The sequence below is a fragment of the Exiguobacterium sp. ERU653 genome (assembly GCF_018617775.1).
Classification (GTDB): domain Bacteria; phylum Bacillota; class Bacilli; order Exiguobacteriales; family Exiguobacteriaceae; genus Exiguobacterium; species Exiguobacterium marinum.
Map to the genome: position 1 here is coordinate 103,112 of NZ_JACSKV010000001.1, position 18,555 is coordinate 121,666.

At 48.2% G+C, this 18,555-nt stretch carries 18 protein-coding genes; 10 read left to right on the forward strand and 8 right to left on the reverse strand.

All coding sequences use genetic code 11. The features are described from left to right. Positions 1 to 80: 80 nt before the first annotated feature. Positions 81 to 1,550, forward strand: a complete 1,470-nt coding sequence (locus KNO95_RS00560; protein ID WP_214878114.1) for a catalase — start codon at positions 81 to 83, stop codon at positions 1,548 to 1,550. 83 nt (positions 1,551 to 1,633) lie between these two features. On the opposite strand, the gene KNO95_RS00565 is transcribed toward KNO95_RS00560, so the two are convergent. Further along, positions 1,634 to 2,515 (reverse strand): DNA/RNA non-specific endonuclease, encoded by an 882-nt coding sequence (locus tag KNO95_RS00565; RefSeq protein ID WP_214878116.1) that lies wholly within the window; start codon positions 2,513 to 2,515, stop codon positions 1,634 to 1,636. Between the two features lie 171 nt (positions 2,516 to 2,686). Between KNO95_RS00565 and nfsA the strand changes: the two genes are divergently transcribed. Next, entirely contained in the window at positions 2,687 to 3,436 is a 750-nt protein-coding gene (gene nfsA / locus KNO95_RS00570; RefSeq protein ID WP_214700555.1) for an oxygen-insensitive NADPH nitroreductase, read from the forward strand. 44 nt (positions 3,437 to 3,480) lie between these two features. On the opposite strand, the gene KNO95_RS00575 is transcribed toward nfsA, so the two are convergent. The 3 genes from KNO95_RS00575 to KNO95_RS00585 form a co-directional block, all read right to left on the reverse strand. Further along, the gene (locus KNO95_RS00575) at positions 3,481 to 4,599 is read right to left on the reverse strand and encodes a TlpA family protein disulfide reductase (RefSeq protein WP_214702584.1); all 1,119 of its coding nucleotides are present in this window, start codon (positions 4,597 to 4,599) and stop codon (positions 3,481 to 3,483) included. A gap of 66 nt (positions 4,600 to 4,665) precedes the next feature. After that, positions 4,666 to 6,066 carry an MBL fold metallo-hydrolase gene (locus KNO95_RS00580; RefSeq protein WP_214700557.1) on the reverse strand — a complete coding sequence of 467 codons (1,401 nt, stop codon included), beginning with the start codon at positions 6,064 to 6,066 and terminating at the stop codon, positions 4,666 to 4,668. A 32-nt stretch (positions 6,067 to 6,098) separates the two neighbouring features. Further along, on the reverse strand, positions 6,099 to 6,395 hold the full coding sequence (locus KNO95_RS00585; protein WP_214700558.1) for a rhodanese-like domain-containing protein: 297 nt from the start codon (positions 6,393 to 6,395) through the stop codon (positions 6,099 to 6,101). 115 nt (positions 6,396 to 6,510) lie between these two features. Between KNO95_RS00585 and KNO95_RS00590 the strand changes: the two genes are divergently transcribed. Together KNO95_RS00590 and KNO95_RS00595 are read left to right on the forward strand one after the other, a co-directional pair. After that, complete coding sequence (locus KNO95_RS00590) at positions 6,511 to 6,885, forward strand: rhodanese-like domain-containing protein (RefSeq protein WP_251129212.1); 375 nt, start codon at positions 6,511 to 6,513, stop codon at positions 6,883 to 6,885. Positions 6,886 to 6,918: 33 nt separating this feature from the next. After that, positions 6,919 to 7,698 carry a sulfite exporter TauE/SafE family protein gene (locus KNO95_RS00595; protein WP_026826601.1) on the forward strand — a complete coding sequence of 260 codons (780 nt, stop codon included), beginning with the start codon at positions 6,919 to 6,921 and terminating at the stop codon, positions 7,696 to 7,698. A gap of 43 nt (positions 7,699 to 7,741) precedes the next feature. Here the strand turns inward: KNO95_RS00595 and KNO95_RS00600 are convergent, their stop codons facing one another. The 3 genes from KNO95_RS00600 to KNO95_RS00610 all read right to left on the reverse strand — a co-directional run bounded on the left by KNO95_RS00600 (position 7,742) and on the right by KNO95_RS00610 (position 9,761). Next, positions 7,742 to 7,936, reverse strand: a complete 195-nt coding sequence (locus tag KNO95_RS00600; protein ID WP_026826600.1) for a hypothetical protein — start codon at positions 7,934 to 7,936, stop codon at positions 7,742 to 7,744. A 177-nt stretch (positions 7,937 to 8,113) separates the two neighbouring features. Further along, positions 8,114 to 8,851, reverse strand: a complete 738-nt coding sequence (locus KNO95_RS00605) for an ABC transporter permease (protein ID WP_214878117.1) — start codon at positions 8,849 to 8,851, stop codon at positions 8,114 to 8,116. Continuing rightward, positions 8,829 to 9,761 (reverse strand): ABC transporter ATP-binding protein, encoded by a 933-nt coding sequence (locus KNO95_RS00610; protein ID WP_026826598.1) that lies wholly within the window; start codon positions 9,759 to 9,761, stop codon positions 8,829 to 8,831. Before KNO95_RS00610 ends, KNO95_RS00605 begins: the two co-directional genes overlap by 23 nt. Before the next feature lie 337 nt (positions 9,762 to 10,098). On the opposite strand from KNO95_RS00610, the gene KNO95_RS00615 reads away from it, so the two are divergent. The 3 genes from KNO95_RS00615 (at position 10,099) to KNO95_RS00625 (ending at position 15,061) form a co-directional block, all read left to right on the forward strand. Then, positions 10,099 to 12,951 (forward strand): 2-oxoglutarate dehydrogenase E1 component, encoded by a 2,853-nt coding sequence (locus tag KNO95_RS00615; RefSeq protein ID WP_214878119.1) that lies wholly within the window; start codon positions 10,099 to 10,101, stop codon positions 12,949 to 12,951. An 18-nt stretch (positions 12,952 to 12,969) separates the two neighbouring features. Continuing rightward, on the forward strand, positions 12,970 to 14,244 hold the full coding sequence (gene odhB, locus KNO95_RS00620; protein WP_214878121.1) for a 2-oxoglutarate dehydrogenase complex dihydrolipoyllysine-residue succinyltransferase: 1,275 nt from the start codon (positions 12,970 to 12,972) through the stop codon (positions 14,242 to 14,244). 139 nt (positions 14,245 to 14,383) lie between these two features. Further along, positions 14,384 to 15,061: a DUF6241 domain-containing protein gene (locus tag KNO95_RS00625; protein WP_152538893.1), complete on the forward strand. Its 678-nt coding sequence runs from the start codon at positions 14,384 to 14,386 to the stop codon at positions 15,059 to 15,061. A 49-nt stretch (positions 15,062 to 15,110) separates the two neighbouring features. On the opposite strand, the gene KNO95_RS14430 is transcribed toward KNO95_RS00625, so the two are convergent. After that, positions 15,111 to 16,703: a diguanylate cyclase domain-containing protein gene (locus KNO95_RS14430; protein ID WP_214878123.1), complete on the reverse strand. Its 1,593-nt coding sequence runs from the start codon at positions 16,701 to 16,703 to the stop codon at positions 15,111 to 15,113. 122 nt (positions 16,704 to 16,825) lie between these two features. On the opposite strand from KNO95_RS14430, the gene KNO95_RS00635 reads away from it, so the two are divergent. The 3 genes from KNO95_RS00635 to KNO95_RS00645 are packed head-to-tail and all read left to right on the forward strand — an operon-like array spanning position 16,826 to position 18,488. Next, positions 16,826 to 17,482: a DsbA family protein gene (locus tag KNO95_RS00635; RefSeq protein WP_026826593.1), complete on the forward strand. Its 657-nt coding sequence runs from the start codon at positions 16,826 to 16,828 to the stop codon at positions 17,480 to 17,482. Continuing rightward, a complete protein-coding gene (locus tag KNO95_RS00640; protein ID WP_026826592.1) occupies positions 17,483 to 17,896 on the forward strand; it encodes a disulfide oxidoreductase in 414 nt (137 codons plus the stop codon). Positions 17,897 to 17,900: 4 nt separating this feature from the next. Further along, entirely contained in the window at positions 17,901 to 18,488 is a 588-nt protein-coding gene (locus KNO95_RS00645; RefSeq protein WP_274357262.1) for an SCO family protein, read from the forward strand. The last annotated feature ends 67 nt before the right edge of the window (positions 18,489 to 18,555 follow it).

The following is an 18,555-nucleotide window of genomic DNA, read 5'->3' on the forward strand; positions in this document are numbered from 1 at the left end:
CGAGCTTTTTTATTTGTAATCATTATAATATTTTATTAATATCAAGATTGTAATGATTATAAATAAAGGGAGGCAATCAAATGGATCAACATCGTCAACTAACTACTAATCAAGGCGTACCAATCGGGGATAACGCCAACTCCATCACTGCGGGTCGTCGGGGCCCAACGCTTCTCGAAGACTATCAACTAATTGAGAAATTAGCACATTTCGACCGTGAACGTGTACCAGAACGTGTCGTTCATGCGAGAGGGGCAGGAGCACATGGTGTCTTCACCGTAAAAAATAGTATGAAACGCTATACGAAAGCGGCATTCTTGCAAGAAGAGGGGCAAGAGACGCCTATCTTTGCGCGTTTCTCGACCGTCATCCACGGCTTAGGTTCACCGGAAACGCTTCGTGACCCGCGTGGTTTCTCTGTCAAGTTTTACACAGAAGAAGGAAACTATGACTTCGTCGGAAACAACTTGCCGGTCTTCTTTATCCGTGATGCGATTAAATTCCCAGACGTGATTCACTCACTCAAACCGGACCCGCAAACGAACCTTCAAGACCCGGACCGCTTCTTCGACTTCATGTCACTCACACCAGAATCGACGAGTATGCTTCTTCATTTGTTCAGTGATGAGGGTATCCCGGCATCGTATCGTCATATGCGCGGGTCATCCGTCCACTCTTTCAAATGGGTGAATGAATTTGGAAACACGGTGTACATAAAGTTGCGCTGGGTACCGAAGCAAGGGATTCAAAACTTATCGATGGAAGAAGCTGCGAAAATTCAAGCAGAAGACTTCAACCATGCGACACGTGACTTGTTCAGCGCGATTGAAAACGGGGACTATCCGGAATGGGATTTATATGTACAAATTTTAGACCCGGCGGACATGGATAACTTCGACTTCGATCCGCTAGATGCGACGAAAGATTGGTTCGAGGACGTCATCCCGTACCAATTGGTCGGAACGATGACACTCAACAAAAACGTCGACAACTACTTCGCCGAGACCGAGTCTGTTGGTTTCAACCCGGGGGTCCTCGTCCCAGGGATTCAACCATCAGAAGACAAGATGCTTCAAGGACGACTCTTCTCGTACTCAGACACGCAACGTCACCGCATCGGACCGAACTATCTTCAGCTTCCAATCAACTGTCCATTCGCTCAAGTCGCAAACAACCAGCGTGACGGAGCGATGCCATTCAAGCAACAGACGAGCCCGGTCAACTACGAGCCGAACCGCTATGAAGACGCACCGAAGCCGAATGCGGATTACATCGAGACGCCACAGCCAATCACAGGTGTGACGGGACGTCAGAAGATTGAGAAGACGAACGACTTCGGCCAGGCCGGAGAAGTGTATCGCCGTTATTCTCAAGAAGAGAAGGACGCACTCATCCGTAACCTCGTCGCCCACATTAAAGAAGTTCGTCATGAGAAGACGACTCTTCTCCTAATCTGTAACTTCTATCGTGCGGACCGTGAGCTCGGAGAGCGTCTCTCGAACGAGTTGAACGTTGATCTCGCACCATTCTTGAATCAGATGTCGAACTAACAAGTTAGCCGCGGTCATGTACCGCGGTTTTTTTGTATGCAAAAAGACGTCTCTCCATTAGAGAAACGTCTCGTGAAACGCTGTTATTCACCGACCATCCCATCACCGTCTCGGTCGTCCATATATTGATACAACCAATGGTCACGCGTGATCGGCATCTCAAATCCGGCATTCTTTGCTTCTTTGATTGTCACTTGCCCGTTCCCATCAAGGTCAATATCAGATAATTCTCGCTCCTCGACTGGCTCCGTCGTCACGTCAGGCGGTGAGTCGTCCGTCAAATCCAGCGATTCATTCACTTCTTCCGGGTCCGCGTTATCATACGTATCGGTGACCGTGTTGCCTCGTACGGTATACGTGTATTGGTAGCGGGAAGGAATCTGTGTTGTCGTGTTCGGATAAGTGATGATGGCCTCGAAGTCTTTCGCCCCACCAGCTTTTCGGATGACATCTTCCATGAACGCCTGGTCACCGTAGCGGTTGAGTGCGCTGTTTTGTGGTGTGATGTTATAGGCGTTTGAAACACCGCCAAGCGAATCAGCGATAATATGGCCTTCATCGAGGTTTGGGTCTTCAACACCCGGAACTTTTGCCTCGTCTGAATAGTAACGTCCTGAAGAATTGACGTCTTCGGTCTCATCGTCCTGAAGAGTGATCTCATCGGCAATCACGCGAATGAGTTGACCATGTTCGTTCGTGAACGCCCAGTACTCACGGTCGCCAAAACCGATATCGACGACGACATTCGCTTCACGACTACCGGATTGATCGCCGCCATCAACCTCGATTTTCGTATAGCCTTCGAACAAATCTTCTTCCTGTTCAGGTGAAGGCGTCTCGGTTGTCTGTTCCTCTTGTGTCGTACTCTCTTCGGTCGACGTCGAGACGCTCACATCGGCATCCGTACATCCAGAGAGGAATAGAGCACCAAGAAGGTATGGAATGTAAAATGGCATTCTTTTCATATATATCGCTCCTTATTCGAAGTTACATGATTGTATTTACTATATAGCTTTTAATGATAGCATAAGAAAGCAAAATTCGGACATCATCCATTCAAAATGTGCCCAACGGATTCCTCTTATTTGTGGATTCACAAACCTTGTGCCAAGATTGAAAAAAAGGGGGAAGAACGTATGAACGAAGTGATTGAGACATTATTGAACCACCGTTCCGTCCGCGATTTTACGGACGAGAAATTGACAGATGAACAAATTCAGACAGTCGTCGAGAGCGCACAACGCGCATCAACGTCTAGCTTTATCCAGGCCTACTCCATCATCGGGGTGACCGATGAAGCGAAAAAGAAACGACTTGCCGAGATAGCGGGTGATCAGTCCTATGTGGTCGAGAATGGTCATTTCTTCGTCTTTTGTGCAGATTTGCATCGTCATGAAATGATTGGTGAGCTACAAGAGGCTGAGGTTTCTGCGACGCTTGAGACTGATGAGAAGTTGCTTGTCGCTGTGATCGACGCGGCGCTTGCCTCACAAAATGCGGCGGTGGCAGCGGAGTCGATGGGACTCGGGATCTGTTATATCGGCGGAATTCGGAACGACCTGTTTGCTGTGAAAGAAGTGCTCGAATTGCCAGAACGGGTCATTCCGCTCTTCGGGATGGCAGTCGGTGTACCGGCTACAGTCGAGGATCAAAAACCACGTCTACCGTTCCACCATGTCTACCATGAGAACACATACGAGGCGAATCCAGAACGGATCAAACAGTCACTTTCTGATTACGATGCGTTGATCCACGATTATTATATGGTCCGGGGCTCTAACCCGCGTAAAGATACGTGGACCGGACAGATGGGGCGCATGTTGTCGAAATCGACACGTCTTGACGTCAAAGACTTCTTGAAAGCACAAGGCTATTTGAAGCAATAAGATAAACCGCCGACAAGTCTCTGTCGGCGGTTTTGTCATGTTCACTATAATTGAGCATCGAGCCAGTCATGATCGATGGCGCCGAATTGCTTCGCAATGATTACTCCAGATTCATCAAGCACATACGTCGTCGGCATCGCTTGAATTCGGTACGCATCACCGACTTGGCCGTCACGGTCATAGACGACGGTAAAAGCGTCTTCGTACGGTTCGACAAACGAGACGGCATTGCTTGGATCGCGTTCGCTCGTCGTCGTGTTAACAGCAACGATGATCACATCTTCACGCTCTTTGGCGAACGCGGCCATATCTGGCATCTCTGCGCGACACGGAGGGCACCAAGACGCCCAAAAGTTGACGACGACGAGCTTACCGCGTAACGATTCTAAGTCGAATGCGCTCCCGTCGGTTCGTTTTAATTCGAACGAAGGTGGGATTTGCCCGATATTCAAACCGGTCGATGCCGTCTCGGTGGTGACGGTTTGCGACGCGCGTTCCGGTAGAGTAGCATTTACCACCGCTAGCACGACAAGAACACCGATACTGAATTGTACGGCTTTCCTTGAAGGGCGAGCGAGAAAGACGGTCAGTCCAAACAGGACGAGGGTGATGACGATCATCCACCATTGAATCTGTCCGACTGCGTATGATTCAAACAGCCAGATACTAGATGCACCAAGGACGGTCCAAAGGATGTTCCCGCGTGTCGGCTCATGCATCCATCGCCACGTCGTTACGAGTAGCAGAAGGATGAGGACGGCGCTCCATAGATGAATCGGCTGGTCGGAAAGGTTCAAAATCGTCCCGTATATCGGAACCGCGAGCGTCATCCCGAGCCAGATGAGGACCCCACTTAGCACCCAATATCCTAAAAGGTCTCGATCGAGTCGATAGACGAGCCAAAGTACGATTCCGCTTGCAATCAGTTGAGCCCAAATACCTCCAGTCGCATAGAGAGCGATTGAGATATCACGTGTCGTCAAGAGACCGATGACAATCGCACTTCCTTTCCAAGCGAGAAAACCATAGAACCATGTACCGATGACGGCTTCACGTTGTTTACTTGTCAACCCAAGGAAGCGGAAGATGCCATAAAGGACAACAAGACTCAGTAAGAAGATGAGTAAATCTAAACGAATGTTGAGTGGACCGATAGCGACCACGTCTTTCCCTCCTAAACAAAAGGCACCCCTCTCGAAGCGGGCGCCATATTCATAGTCAGTATAGCATTACTTGATTTGTTGAGCGTTCAAGACAGTCTTCATCGCACCGTAGCCACCAAGGACGTTGTGGATGTTTTTGTAGCCGAGCGATTGAAGGACACTTGCCGCCATGCGTGAGCGGACGCCTGAAGCACAATGAACCGCAATCGTTTGGTCTGTCGGAAGACCTTCATGGTCACGTGCGAGTTTTCCGAGCAAGATGCGCTCTGCCTTTTCGTAATGGCTTGCGTTCCATTCTGTCGCGTTTCGAACGTCGAGAACGAAGACGTCTCCTTTTTCAGCAGCTTCAATCGCTTGTTCTGCCGTCACGTCCGTATACGTTTCCGTCAAGAGCGATGCTTCGAGTTCTTCGACTGGAACGATGAAACGAAGACGGTCAAGGCCAATCGATTGAAGGTCCGTTTGCACTTGATCGATGTCCTCAGCACTTGCGATGAGTGTGATATCTTTGTCGAAGTTGACGAGCCACCCCGCCCACGAGACGAACTTGTTGTTGTACGGGATGTTAATCGTCCCTGGTACGTGTCCGTTCGCGAAGTCCTCACCTTTACGCGTGTCGACGACTTGCGTCTCTTCGACGAGTGTATCGAGACGATTCGATTCGACGACTTCAGGCCGAGTAATTTCAGTCGTGACTTGGATGCCTTCCTTGTTCACTTTTTTCATCATCGCGAAGTAGTTCGGTGGTTCGGGTTGATCGGTTGTCAACTCTTTGATGAAGGCATCTTTGTCCGTCATCTGTAGCGCCCAGTTCGTCGCTTTCTCGTAACCGACCGTTGACGTAGGAACCGCACCGAGCGCTTTCCCGCAAGCGCTACCTGCGCCGTGTCCAGGCCATACTTGAACGAAGTCTGGTAGAGCTACGAATTTTTTGAGCGAATCAAACATTTGTTCTGCGCCGATTGCCGTCGTTCCTTTTACACCTGCTGCTTCTTCGAGAAGGTCAGGGCGACCGATATCGCCGACAAAGACGAAGTCCCCTGTGAAGATTCCCATCGGTTGTGTTTGATTGCGGTCATACAATAAGAACGAGATATGCTCTGGTGTATGGCCAGGTGTGTGCATGACTTCGAGTGTCACGTTTCCGATTTTGAACGTCTCACCGTCTTTGACGAGTTGTGAATCGATGTCTTTCGCGAACGCATACTTCCATGAAGCATCTCCTTCATCAGATAGATATGCTTTTGAGCCTGTGCGTTTCGCGAGTTCGAGTGAACCGGACACAAAGTCTGCATGGATGTGAGTCTCTGCCGTTGCAACAATGTTCATGCCTTCTTTTTTAGCTTCCTGAAGGTATGGTTCGATGTTGCGGGCCGGGTCGATGACAATCGCTTCTCCCGTCATTTGGCAACCGACCATATATGAAGCTTGTGCTAATTTTTCATCATAAAAATAACGTAATAACATGTGAATTTCCCCCTATGACCTAAAGTAATGGTTTATTCGACTTCGCCTTGCCAGCTCATCATCCCGCCATCGACGTTCGTGACATCGAACCCGAGTGAGTCGAGATAAGCAGATGCATTCATGCTGCGTCCGCCAGCTGCGCAAATAACGTGAATCGGTTTAGAGCGATCGAGCTCATCGACTTTTGCCCCGAATTCAGAAAGTGGTACGTTTTTCGCTTGTTTGATGTGACCTCCAGCATATTCATCTGTCTCGCGAACATCGATTAAGTTGAGTGAATCGTCTGCTTGAAGTAACGCTTCTAATTCAGTAGTCGTAATCGTCTTCATAAGTCATTGATCTCCTTTTCATTTCCTAGTGATTTGGCAACGAGAATGTTTCGTTGGCTTTAATATACCCCCTAAGGTATAATGAGCGCAAGTGAAAAGAATTGGAGGAGAAAAGATGAAGAAAAATTCCTTATTTGTCGGAATTGTGGCTTTAATGGGTATTTTTATCTTTGTAATCACATCTGAAAAGGATGATATTGTGAAGATTGATACAAAAACTCTACAAAACAAATTGGAAAACGAGGAAATAACACTCCTTGACGTACGTGAAGTGTCTGAATACGAGGGGGGGCATATTGCAGGAGCGGTGAATGCACCACTTTCTTCATTAGATGCTACCCAATTATCGTATCCGAAAGACGAACCGATTTACGTTATTTGTCGGAGTGGTAACCGAAGTGCCCAAGCTGCCACACAGTTACAAGACGCCGGCTATACAGAAATTTATGACGTTTCAGGCGGTATGATTTCTTGGGAAGCGAATGAATAATCAGAGAACAATAAACTAAATGGAGGAGTCTATATGGAGTTCGGTTTTATCATTACAATTTTTTTAATAGGATTTATCGGATCATTTATTTCTGGAATGGTCGGAATTGGAGGATCCATCATCAAATATCCGATGTTGTTGTACATTCCACCACTTTTAGGATTTGCTGCATTCAGCGCACACGAAGTTTCAGGAATCAGTGCGATTCAAGTATTCTTTGCAACTATCGGTGGGATTTACGCTTATCGTAAAGGTGGATACTTAAACAAGCAATTGATTCTCTACATGGGTGTAGCAGTATTGATTGGTAGCTTTATTGGAGGGTATGGATCGACGATTCTTTCGGAGACGATGATTAATGTTGTTTACGCTGTACTCGCCACGATTGCAACGATTATGATGTTCTTGCCGAAACCGCAAGTGGATGATATGCCACTCGACCAAGTGCAGTTCAACAAAGTGATTGCGGCAAGTTCAGCGTTCGTCGTAGGAATCGCGGCTGGTATCGTCGGGGCGGCGGGTGCATTCATTCTCATGCCGATTATGCTCGTCGTCTTACGCATCCCGACAAAGATGGCGATTGCCAGTTCACTTGCCATCACGTTCATCTCGTCAATCGGTTCGACATTCGGAAAAATCATTACCGACCAAATCGTCTGGGAACCGGCTATCATCATGATCATCGCGAGTTTGATTGCCGCACCGATCGGAGCAAACGTCGGCAAAAACATGAATACGAAAGCACTTCAATGGATTTTGGCGCTACTTATTTTAGCGAGCACCATCAAAATTTGGAGCGACTTGATCGCATAAAAAAATCACGATGCCTAGCGTGTAGGCATCGTGATTTTTTCGATTATTTCGTAATGAAATAGTAAAGCAGACCGAGTCCGATGAACGAGACGGGGAGCAAGATGATGTAGAGCCAAGAAACCATCGACAAGCTTTTCTTTTGGCTGTACGTGGAACGGTCTTTCCCGAGCCCGACCATGATGGTGAAAATGAGCGCGATCAAACAGACGAGCAATGCTAAACCGATCGTGAGAGCCATATTGTCACATCCTTTTTTTTCAACCTATTACCTTCATCATATCGTATGCTTGCTAGAGACGTCTTCCAGAATATTGAGTTTATGTGACAAAAGGGAAAGAGAATCGTCACACATGCAGATTCAGACAACAAAAACCTCTATTGATTCGAACGTGTCGAATCAATAGAGGTTTTTTGTTTATTCCGCGAACGTTTTGCTACGGAACATGAACGCCGTGATGAGGTAAAATGCGACGATATGAAGGGCGACGTAGAAGATCGAGAAGCCGATCGTAGCATCCATCGCTTTCATAAACTCTGGGTTGACGTCATAGATTGAGAGGTCCGTATGCAAGAAGACGATCCATTTCGCAAGCTCAGGTTTCCATGCGACGAGAAGTCCGCCGATGATACTTGACGCGAAATTCGCGAGCACCGTGAAACCGATGACGACACCGACCGACTTGAAGACGACCGAGAACATGAGCGTCAAGAAGATGATGAAGATCGGTCCGCTCACACTGATGAGGATTGGTCGTACGACGTCCCATGTGACAGAACCGTCTAACGTGAGTGAGAACCCGAACGCGACGACTAAGATGAAGACGAATTGTAGCAACATGACGAGGACGGCCATGACGAGTTTAGATAACAAGATACGGTCACGAGAATAAGGACTCATCAAGAGATGCTTCAGCGTATCGAACTTCAGTTCGTTCCCGACCATCTCAGCCGTGAAGACGATTGTAAAAATACTCAGGAAGGCGATAGCGCCCATTGTTGAAAATTCAAAGAACGATGCCGCTTCCGGTGTACCGTCTCCGCTTGCCAATACAGCGTATACGATGAGGATGATCGCCGCGTATACACCTAAGGCGACATATGGTTTAATCGTACGACGCCATTTCATCCATTCATTGCTGAGTAATGAACGCATTGTTCGTACCTCCTTCTTTTTTCGTCAATTTCAAGAATTGTTCTTCGAGCGACTCGTGCTTCATACCGATTTGATAGACGGCGATGTCTCGCTCGATTAATTGTTTCAATAAGATTGGGATATCCGTCTCCTGACGCGGTACGATGAACGACTCGGCAGACTGCTGGACGATTTTCACGTCATCAAAGGCGAGTGCAGCGACGTCGAGTGCATCGTTCATCTGTTCTTTGGCAACTTTACAAAGGATGACACTCTCGGCTTTCGTTTGTCCATCTTCTACCGATTTGATTTGCCCTTGGTCAATAATGGCGAAGCGGTCCGTAATCAATTCCATCTCACTCAACAAATGACTTGAGATGAGGATGGCGATCCCGCGATGGTCAGCGAGGTGGCGTAAGTAATTCCGAAGGTCGGCGATTCCAGCTGGGTCGAGACCGTTCGTCGGCTCATCTAAAATGAGAACTTTTGGATTATGCAACAAAGCACGGGCAATCCCGAGACGTTGCTTCATCCCGAGCGAGTACTGTTTCACTTTCATCTCGAGTTTTCCGTCGAGACCGACGAGTGCGCCGAGCGCGTTCAAGTCGACTTTTTTCAAATTCGGGATCAAGTTCATGGCATGAATCAAGTTTTCTCGTCCTGTCATGTACGGGTAAAACGCCGGATTCTCGACGATGGCACCGATTCGGCTCAGCGCCTCTTGGCGACTGTTCGCGACGTCATATCCGTCGACGGTTACGGTCCCGTGAGTGGCCGGCATGAGACCTGTGATAATACGTATCGTTGTTGTCTTCCCCGCGCCGTTTGGGCCGAGAAAACCAAAAATCTCACCTGGAACGACATCAAAACTGACATTCGTCAAAACCGTCGCTTTTCCCATTTTCTTGTGAACATTCTGTACGGATAACATGTTGTCACCTAGCTTTCTTTTAAATGTGTTAGTGTGCTTCCTACATCCCCTTCTACGGGCTTGTTTGAAATAAGGTTTCATCTTTTTTTGAAATTTTTGAAACAAATGCTTCGTGACACAATTTATCGATAAGCAAAACTTATTGAAATAGTATGGACGAATTGTGAATTTGTAAGGGTCTTTCCGCCATGAAAGGTGTAGTATGAAGGTGAGCGTAAGAGGCAAGATTTTGTTTTGTTCACTAGGGTAAGAGATAAGTGAACGGCTTCGGGCTACATGTTAAAATGAAAGCGTTCACAGATAGAACGTTTAGGAATGGATAAGGGGGATTTATTCAATGGGAGAGTCGTCGAATGTCCACGAGAAATCGCAAGCATTTTATGGTCCTAACTTAGGCTACATCATTGAACTGTACGAGCAATATTTGGAAGACCCATCAACGGTCGATGAGGAGACTCGTCGTTACTTCGACGAGAATGGGGCGCCAGTAGCATCACCGGCAGAAGCATCGGTCTCGGGTCCATCGTTTGATTTGGAGAAGGTCGTCTCTGCGACACGCCTTGTCAATGATATCCGTGCTTTCGGTCACAAAGCGGCCGATATTTATCCACTGAAAGACCATCCGCGAGAGCAGGAATTGTTCGAACTGTCACGTTACGATTTGACAGAAGAAGATTTGTTGCAAATTCCAGCACGCCTTTTGTCAGACGATGCACCGAAACCAGATGCGAGTGCTCTCGAGTTATTCCGTCACTTACTTGACGTCTACACAGGGACGGTCGCCATCGAACTTCGTCACTTAGACGATATGGAAGAGAAGAAGTGGATTCGCCGCCAAGTCGAACAAGGCGCGTTGATGCAAAAATTCTCAAAAGAAGAAAAAGTAGAATTATTCACACGTCTTGCTGAGACAGAACTGTTTGAGTCATTCCTTCATAAAACATATGTCGGACAAAAACGCTTCTCCATCGAAGGATTGGATGCGATGGTGCCATTACTCGATGCCATGGTCGGAGGACTCATCTCGAGCGGTTCTGAACATATCAATATCGGAATGGCCCACCGTGGACGTTTGAATGTACTTGCCCACGTACTCGGTAAACCGTATGAGATGATTTTCGCGGAGTTCCAGCACGCACCGAACAAAGAATTGATTCCGTCTGAAGGGTCGATCGGCATCAACTTCGGCTGGACGGGCGACGTGAAGTATCACCTCGGTCTTGACCGTAAAGTGGTTGAACAACAAAAAGAAGTTCGACTCAACTTAGCGAACAACCCGAGTCACCTCGAATTTGTCGGCTCCGTTGTTGAAGGTTACACGCGTGCCGCGCAAGATGACCGTTCTGAGAAAGGATCGGCTGTTCAGCACGATGATTTGGCGGCTTCGATTTTGATTCACGGGGATGCGGCCTTCCCAGGACAAGGAATTGTCGCTGAGACGCTCAACATGACGAATTTGACGGGTTACCGTACAGGTGGGACGGTTCATGTCATCGCCAACAACACAATCGGTTTCACGACGGACCCGAACGATTCACGTTCGACACGTTACGCGAGTGATATCGCCAAAGGATATGAAATCCCAGTCTTACACGTGAATGCGGATGACCCGGAAGCGTGTGTCGCCGTCGCGAAGTTGATCAGTGAGTATCGTACCAAATTCCATAAAGATATCTTAGTCGATTTAATCGGATATCGCCGTTACGGTCACAACGAAATGGACGAACCGATGAACACGAACCCTGTTCTTTATAAAGCGATCAAGGGACATCAATCTGTCCGTCACGTCTATGCTGCACAGCTTGAAGCAGAAGGCGTTATGACGAAAGAAGAGAAAGCGCAAGTTGAACAAAACATCGAAGAGGCGCTCAAAGCAGCCCGCGATCTTGTTCCTCCTGAGGAAGTAGACGCGGACATCGTCTTGCCGGAAGCTGTCCATAAAGGATTCCCGAAAATCGACACGACTGTAGGGCACGATTTGCTCACTCAATTGAACGAAGAGTTGCTTGACTGGCCAGAAGGGTTTGGTGTCTTCCATAAGCTTCAAAAAGTACTCGACCGTCGCCGCGAGGCCTTCAACGAAGGTGGAAAAATCGACTGGGGTCACGCGGAAACGCTTGCCTTTGCTTCGATTCTTTCAGATGGTACGCCCGTACGCTTGAGCGGTCAAGATTCGGAACGTGGAACGTTCGCACAACGAAACATCATGTTGAACGATGTCGAGTCAGGGAAGAAGTTCTCGCCACTCCACCAATTGTCGACAGCGAAAGCGTCGTTCTCGGTCTATAACAGCCCACTTTCAGAAGGTTCGGTGCTCGGTTTTGAATATGGCTATAACGTATTTGCACAAGACACGCTCGTACTGTGGGAAGCACAATACGGTGACTTTGCGAATTCGGCTCAAGTCATGTTTGATCAGTTCATCTCAGCGGGACGTGCTAAATGGGGTCAAAAATCAGGCCTCGTCATGCTCTTACCACACGGATACGAAGGACAAGGACCGGAGCACTCGAGTGCTCGGATGGAGCGTTACTTGACACTAGCCGGAGAGAAAAACTGGACTGTCGCAAACCTTTCGTCAGCGGCACAGTACTTCCATATTCTCCGTCGCCAAGCCGAGATGCTCGGAAAAGAAGAGATTCGTCCGATGATTATCATGACGCCGAAGAGCCTGCTCCGTCATCCACTCGCCACATCACCAGTCGAGGCGTTCACGGAAGAGGGATTCAAACCGATCATTGAACAACCAGGTCTCGGTGAGAGCACCGAGCAGGTGGAACGTCTCGTCTTCTGCACAGGAAAGATGGCAATCGATCTCGCAGAAGCAGTCGGCAAGTCAGAGGAATCACTCGACTTTCTCCATATCATCCGTGTCGAAGAAATTTATCCGTTCCCGGTACGCGAGATTCGTGACGTTATCAGTCGCTATCCGAACGCGCGTGAAATCGTCTGGGTACAGGAAGAACCGAAAAATATGGGAGCTTGGTCATACATCGAGCCCCGCCTTGAAGCGGTCACAACGAATCGCCTCGACGTCCGTTACATCGGTCGTCGCCGTCGTTCAAGCCCGGCTGAAGGAAATCCGACAGCCCATAAACAAGAACAAGCACGCATCATCCGTGAAGCACTCGCTCGTGACGTCGTCTCGAGCGGTGCAGGCACGAGCACATATCAAAAAGATCGTAAATAAGTTAAGGGGGAACTCATTGTGATCGAAATCAAAGTACCGGAATTAGCAGAGTCCATTACGGAAGGAACGGTCGCGACATGGCTCAAACAGCCGGGCGACCAAGTCGAAAAAGGGGAAGCCATCGTTGAACTCGAGACAGATAAAGTCAATATCGAAGTCCCGGCTGACGAAGCGGGTGTGTTAGAAGAACAACTTGCCGGAGAAGGGGATACGGTTCAAGTCGGTGAAGTCATCGCACGTCTCGGTTCAGGTTCTGGCGGTGGAACGGCTGTCGCGACGAAGACGAAGACAGAAAACGCGGCAGAAACGAAAGCAGAAGCGCCGACTGAGAAAAAGACAGAGTCTGTCGAAGAAGGCAAGAAAGTCGAGAAGCGTGAAGAGCACGTCGCAAGCCCTGGTAAAGGACCGATCGCGACACCGGCTGCACGTAAGCTTGCTCGTGAGAAAGGCATCGACCTCTCAGCCGTTCAAACGAACGATCCAATTGGGCGCATCAACGTACACGATGTTTCGAAACATAAAGACAAACCAGCTGTGAAAGAACAAAAACCGGCAGCTGCAGCACCTGCACCACAACCTGCCGCAAGTGGCAAAGATGAAGAGCGCATCAAGATGACGCGTCGCCGTCAGACGATTGCGAACCGTCTCGTCGAAGTGCAACAGACGGCAGCGATGCTCACGACGTTCAATGAAATCGATATGTCGGCGGTCATGGCACTTCGTAAACGTCGCCAAGAGAAGTTCGTGAAAGACAACGATGTCAAACTCGGCTTCATGTCATTCTTCACGAAAGCAGCGGTAGCGGCGCTCAAACGGATGCCTTACTTGAACGCTGAAATCCAAGGTAACGAAATCGTCTTGAAGAAATATTACGATATCGGGATTGCCGTATCGGCTCCAGACGGTCTCGTCGTGCCGGTCGTCCGTGAGGCGGATCGTAAAAACTTCGGGGAAATCGAAAAAGACATCCTTCACCTCGCGGATAAAGCGCGTAACAACAAGCTCGGATTAAGTGATCTGACAGGTGGTACGTTCACGATCACAAACGGGGGCGTGTTCGGTTCACTTCTTTCAACGCCAATCTTGAACGGACCGCAAGTCGCCATCCTCGGGATGCACTCGATTCAACTCCGCCCAGTCGCCATCGATGCGGACACGATGGAAAACCGTCCGATGATGTACGTCGCGCTCTCGTATGACCATCGAATTGTTGATGGTCGTGAGGCTGTGACATTCCTCAAACACATTAAAGATATGATTGAAGATCCAGAACAGTTGTTGTTCGAAGCGTAAGAAGAGAAAGTACTCGCTCCTATCTCGGGGTGGGTACTTTTTTATGTGAGGTTATAATCAAACCCTTTTTATGGAATTTTTAGCAAGGTATATATGTTATCCTTGATAGAGCGAATCAATAAAAGGGCGTGAATGGTAAATGAAATGGAGAAAATGGTTTCCTTGGATGGGGCTTGTCTTAGTTGTCATTGTCGTTGCTACATATGCATTCTATCAGTATTGGATGGGGCCAAATCCAGCTGAACTCGACCGTGAACAGTTGACGGAAGAAGAATACACTCGTGCACTCGAGTTGATTGATACCATCAAAGAGGAAGACCCATTCGGACGGCGTCAAAACGTCACGCGCCGCATCAACCCGCAAGAAACGACGGGACTCGACTTTGACGACCCCAAAAAATTGAACAAAGGGAATCTCGTCGAAGCAATGCATCTGATGACCCATCAAAAAATATTGGCGACAGAAAAAGCGGGTGCAATCCCGATGACGCATAAAAATCTGAAAGAGGTTCGTGAATATTTGGAGTTGTTGCACGATCAAAATAAAATCAAAAGCGATGACTATCTTCAACTCGGAGGAATCATTGAACGGTGGGAAAAAGCCATGTTTGATGAGATTGACAAAGAACAGGACGTTTTGTTAGAGGAAATGTATGCCGCAATCGGATTTTCGAATGGACTGTCGACACGTGCAGAAGAAGAGTTGTTCATCTTGAATAACTTTGGGGAGGAATACGTGTATACGATGGATTTGGAGCCGATGCCAGAAGAGGAAAATGAGCAGCAGGATGACATGATAACGGAAACTGAAGAGTAAAAATGAAAAGGAGTTCAGCATGAACTCCTTTTCATATGGGCGCCCAAAATTATTCGAACAATTCGTGGAACGAAAGCTGTTGTTTCCCGTTCGCTTTTGACCGATACAAAGCGTCGTCCGCTTGTTCGATGGCGACATGTGGTGGTTCAGGTGGCGACCAAATCGATGCACCAATACTTGCCCCAACAGAGATGAAAGTAGTGTCAATCGTCACCGGTTGTGAGAGCGTGTCGATGACCGATTTACCGATTTGATGAATTTCTTCAACCGAACATTCACGTCTCGGGAACATGAGGAAAAATTCATCTCCGCTCAATCGGACCGGGTATAACTCATCGATTGTAAGTGTTCGGAGTCGTTGTGAAATTTCGACTAACAACGCATCCCCGACCGCATGGCCATATGTATCGTTCACCGCCTTGAACCCGTCGAGATCGATATAAAAGAAGACATGCGTCTCTTCTGAATTATATAGTCGATTCAACTGTTCCCGTAAAGCGACGCGGTTCGAGAGCCCGGTCAACGCATCGCGATTCGCAAGTTTCTCAAAGTGTACCCGTTCCGACTCTGATTCGGTGAGGGAAGTGACGAGTGATTCCAAGGCGAATGCGAGCGACTCAATCTCTTCGATTCCGGACTGATGTGGAAATTTATTGGCTTTCCCTTGTTCCATGAGCGAAGCCGTTTCGGTGATTCGCTTCAACGGTCTCGTCACGATAGAAGCGAGCAGCCAACCGAGGACAGCCGTCACAAGAGATGCGAACAAGCCAATCCACAGGATGCTCGTTTCAAGTGTCTCGACCGGTGCGAACGCGACTGCTGCCGGCTGACGGACGACGACACGCCAACCGAGTCCAGGATATTCATCATACCCTTCTCCGATGGACATACCCGTCAGATAGTCCTGACCATCTTCCCATTTTTTTACGGTGGCTCCTTCTGTAAACGATACGGGAAGTGGTTTTCCGACCATGTCGTCTGGGCCGAGGAGTATAACGTTGTCTCGCTCACTGACGACGAATAAATCCGTATCATCGACTTGTTCATGGAGCGTCCGATTGAAATGTTCGAGCACTTCTTTTCCCCAAGCCCAGCTCAAATGAGTGGCAAGCACCCCTTGAAACGTCCCGTCTTGAAATAACGGGACACTGATATCGACGAATTGGAGCGGTTCCCCCGTCGGATTCGGCAATAATTCAGCTAAGAGGACCGCCTCGTGAACGTCTCCGATAAAGGGGGCAACTTGCGCTTCGAGATAAACTGGTCGTTCGGCGATGGATGCCTCTTCTAATATGCCGTTCGTCGAGGCGACGACGGTTCCGTCCGCATCCGTTACACCCATCCATGAGAATGCCGGGATGTTCGATTGGACTTGATTGAGAAGTCGTCGTGTTTCCTCCGGCTCCTCTAAATCAAGTCCTTGCAAGAGTTGAACTTCTTGATAACGTGACCACATATAAAAGTCGAGTTTGTCCGCCAATTGATGCGAGGTCGTGGAGAGTCTTTCCCCGATTTCTTGTTCGAGCGAGTCAGACGCCCGGTGACTGATCAGAGATGTGAGTGCGATCGTCAGTAAAAAGACAAGCGTGGCAATGCTAAGCGCCAAAATGAGACCGAGGCGCATCGTAAAAGACTTGATCATGCGAGAAAAACCTCCTAAAGCTTGAAATGAAGAGAATTATGAAAAACGAGTCGAACACATGATAGGTGTAAGAGCTTCCGCTATAATGAAAGACGAGTCGAAAATAAATAGAGGTGAAGAGAATGAAAAAGAATCAATGGTTGGTCGTCATGACCATCGTCGCGGTCGCATTGATTGCAATCGTGTTCGTCTTGCTCAATCAAGATGAGTCGGCAACAGTCGATCGAGGCGATCATGTGTCCATCGAAGGGCAACCGACGCTTGGGGACCCAGAAGCGAAAGTCTCAATCGTCGAGTTCGGAGACTATAAATGCCCATCATGCAAACAGTGGGGCGACACAATTTACCCGCAACTGAAAGCGGATTATCTTGACAAGGAAGACGTCAGCTTCAGCTATATTAACGTCTTGTTCCATGGACAAGAATCAATTTTGGCATCACTCGCTTCCGAATCAGTATACGAGCAAGACCCTGAATCGTTCTGGAAGTTCCATAAAGCGCTCTACGACGCTCAACCGGCTTCTCAGCAACACGACAACGCATGGGTGACCGTCGAGAAGTTGAAGGAGATCGCGAGCGAGACGGCATCGGTCGACTTGGCAAAACTTGAGCAAGACCTTGGAGAAGAATCGACCGTACTCGAAAAAGTCAGCAAGGACGATGGTCTTGTGAAAGAGAACGGTGTGCAATTCACACCGTCAATCATGATCAATGGTGTGATGCTCGAAGACCCGTTCGATTATGAACAAATCCAACAGTTGATCGAGCAGGACCTATAAATGAAGTCATTTCACGAAAAATATGGCTTGTATCTCGCTTGGCTCGTCTCTTTGACGGCGACGCTCGGCAGTCTCTACTTCAGTGAGATCCGGGAATTCGTGCCATGTGAGCTATGTTGGATTCAACGTATTTTTATGTATCCGCTGACGATCATCCTAGGGATTGCCGTCTTCACGGACGATCGGACGGTGCGGAAATATGTGTTACCGCTTACTATCATAGGTGGTTTCGTTTCACTTTACCATTACTTGGTACAAAAAGTGCCGGGCTTTGCAGAAATTCAACCTTGTGCACAAGGGGTTCCGTGTAGCGGTCAATATATCAACTGGCTCGGGTTCATCACGATTCCGTTCCTCGCGTTGACAGCTTTCACGTTCATCACAATCTTGATGTGGAATGTCAAAAAGAGATAAGGAGTTGGAACGCGTGAAGAAATGGTGGATCGGTAGTTTGATGACGATGCTCATCGTCCTAGCCGGATGTGGACAAGAGATTGAGGACCCGCTCAATTGGCAAGTCGAATCGTTCGAATACATGAACCAAGAAGAAGAAATGGTCAGTCTCGAAGATTTAAAAGGCAAAGTATGGATGGTGGATTTTGTCTTCACGAGCTGTGAGACAGTCTGTCCGCCGATGACGTATAATATGACGAAGCTGAATGAAGCACTCGAGGAGGAGGGCGTCGAAGATGTGCAATTCGTCTCGTTCAGCGTCGACCCGACAGTGGATACTCCACAGAAGATGAAAGAGTTTATGAGTGGATACGACCTTGTGAACGCGGATTGGCAGTTCCTCTCAGGCTACTCGCAAGACGAAATCGAGACGTTCGCTCAAGAGAACTTCAAAGCGCTCGTCCGTAAGCCTGAAGAAGGCACACAAGTCGACCATGGCACGTATTTTTACTTGGTCGATCAGGAAGGTAAGATTATGAAGGCTTATCCCGGGTTCCAAAACGTCCCGACCGAAGACATCATCAACGACATTAAAATCTTGCAAAAGTCTTAACAAAAGACCTGTCTCACCAAAGCGGTGGGCAGGTCTTTTTGAATGGCGAAACCTGCTATACTTGAGG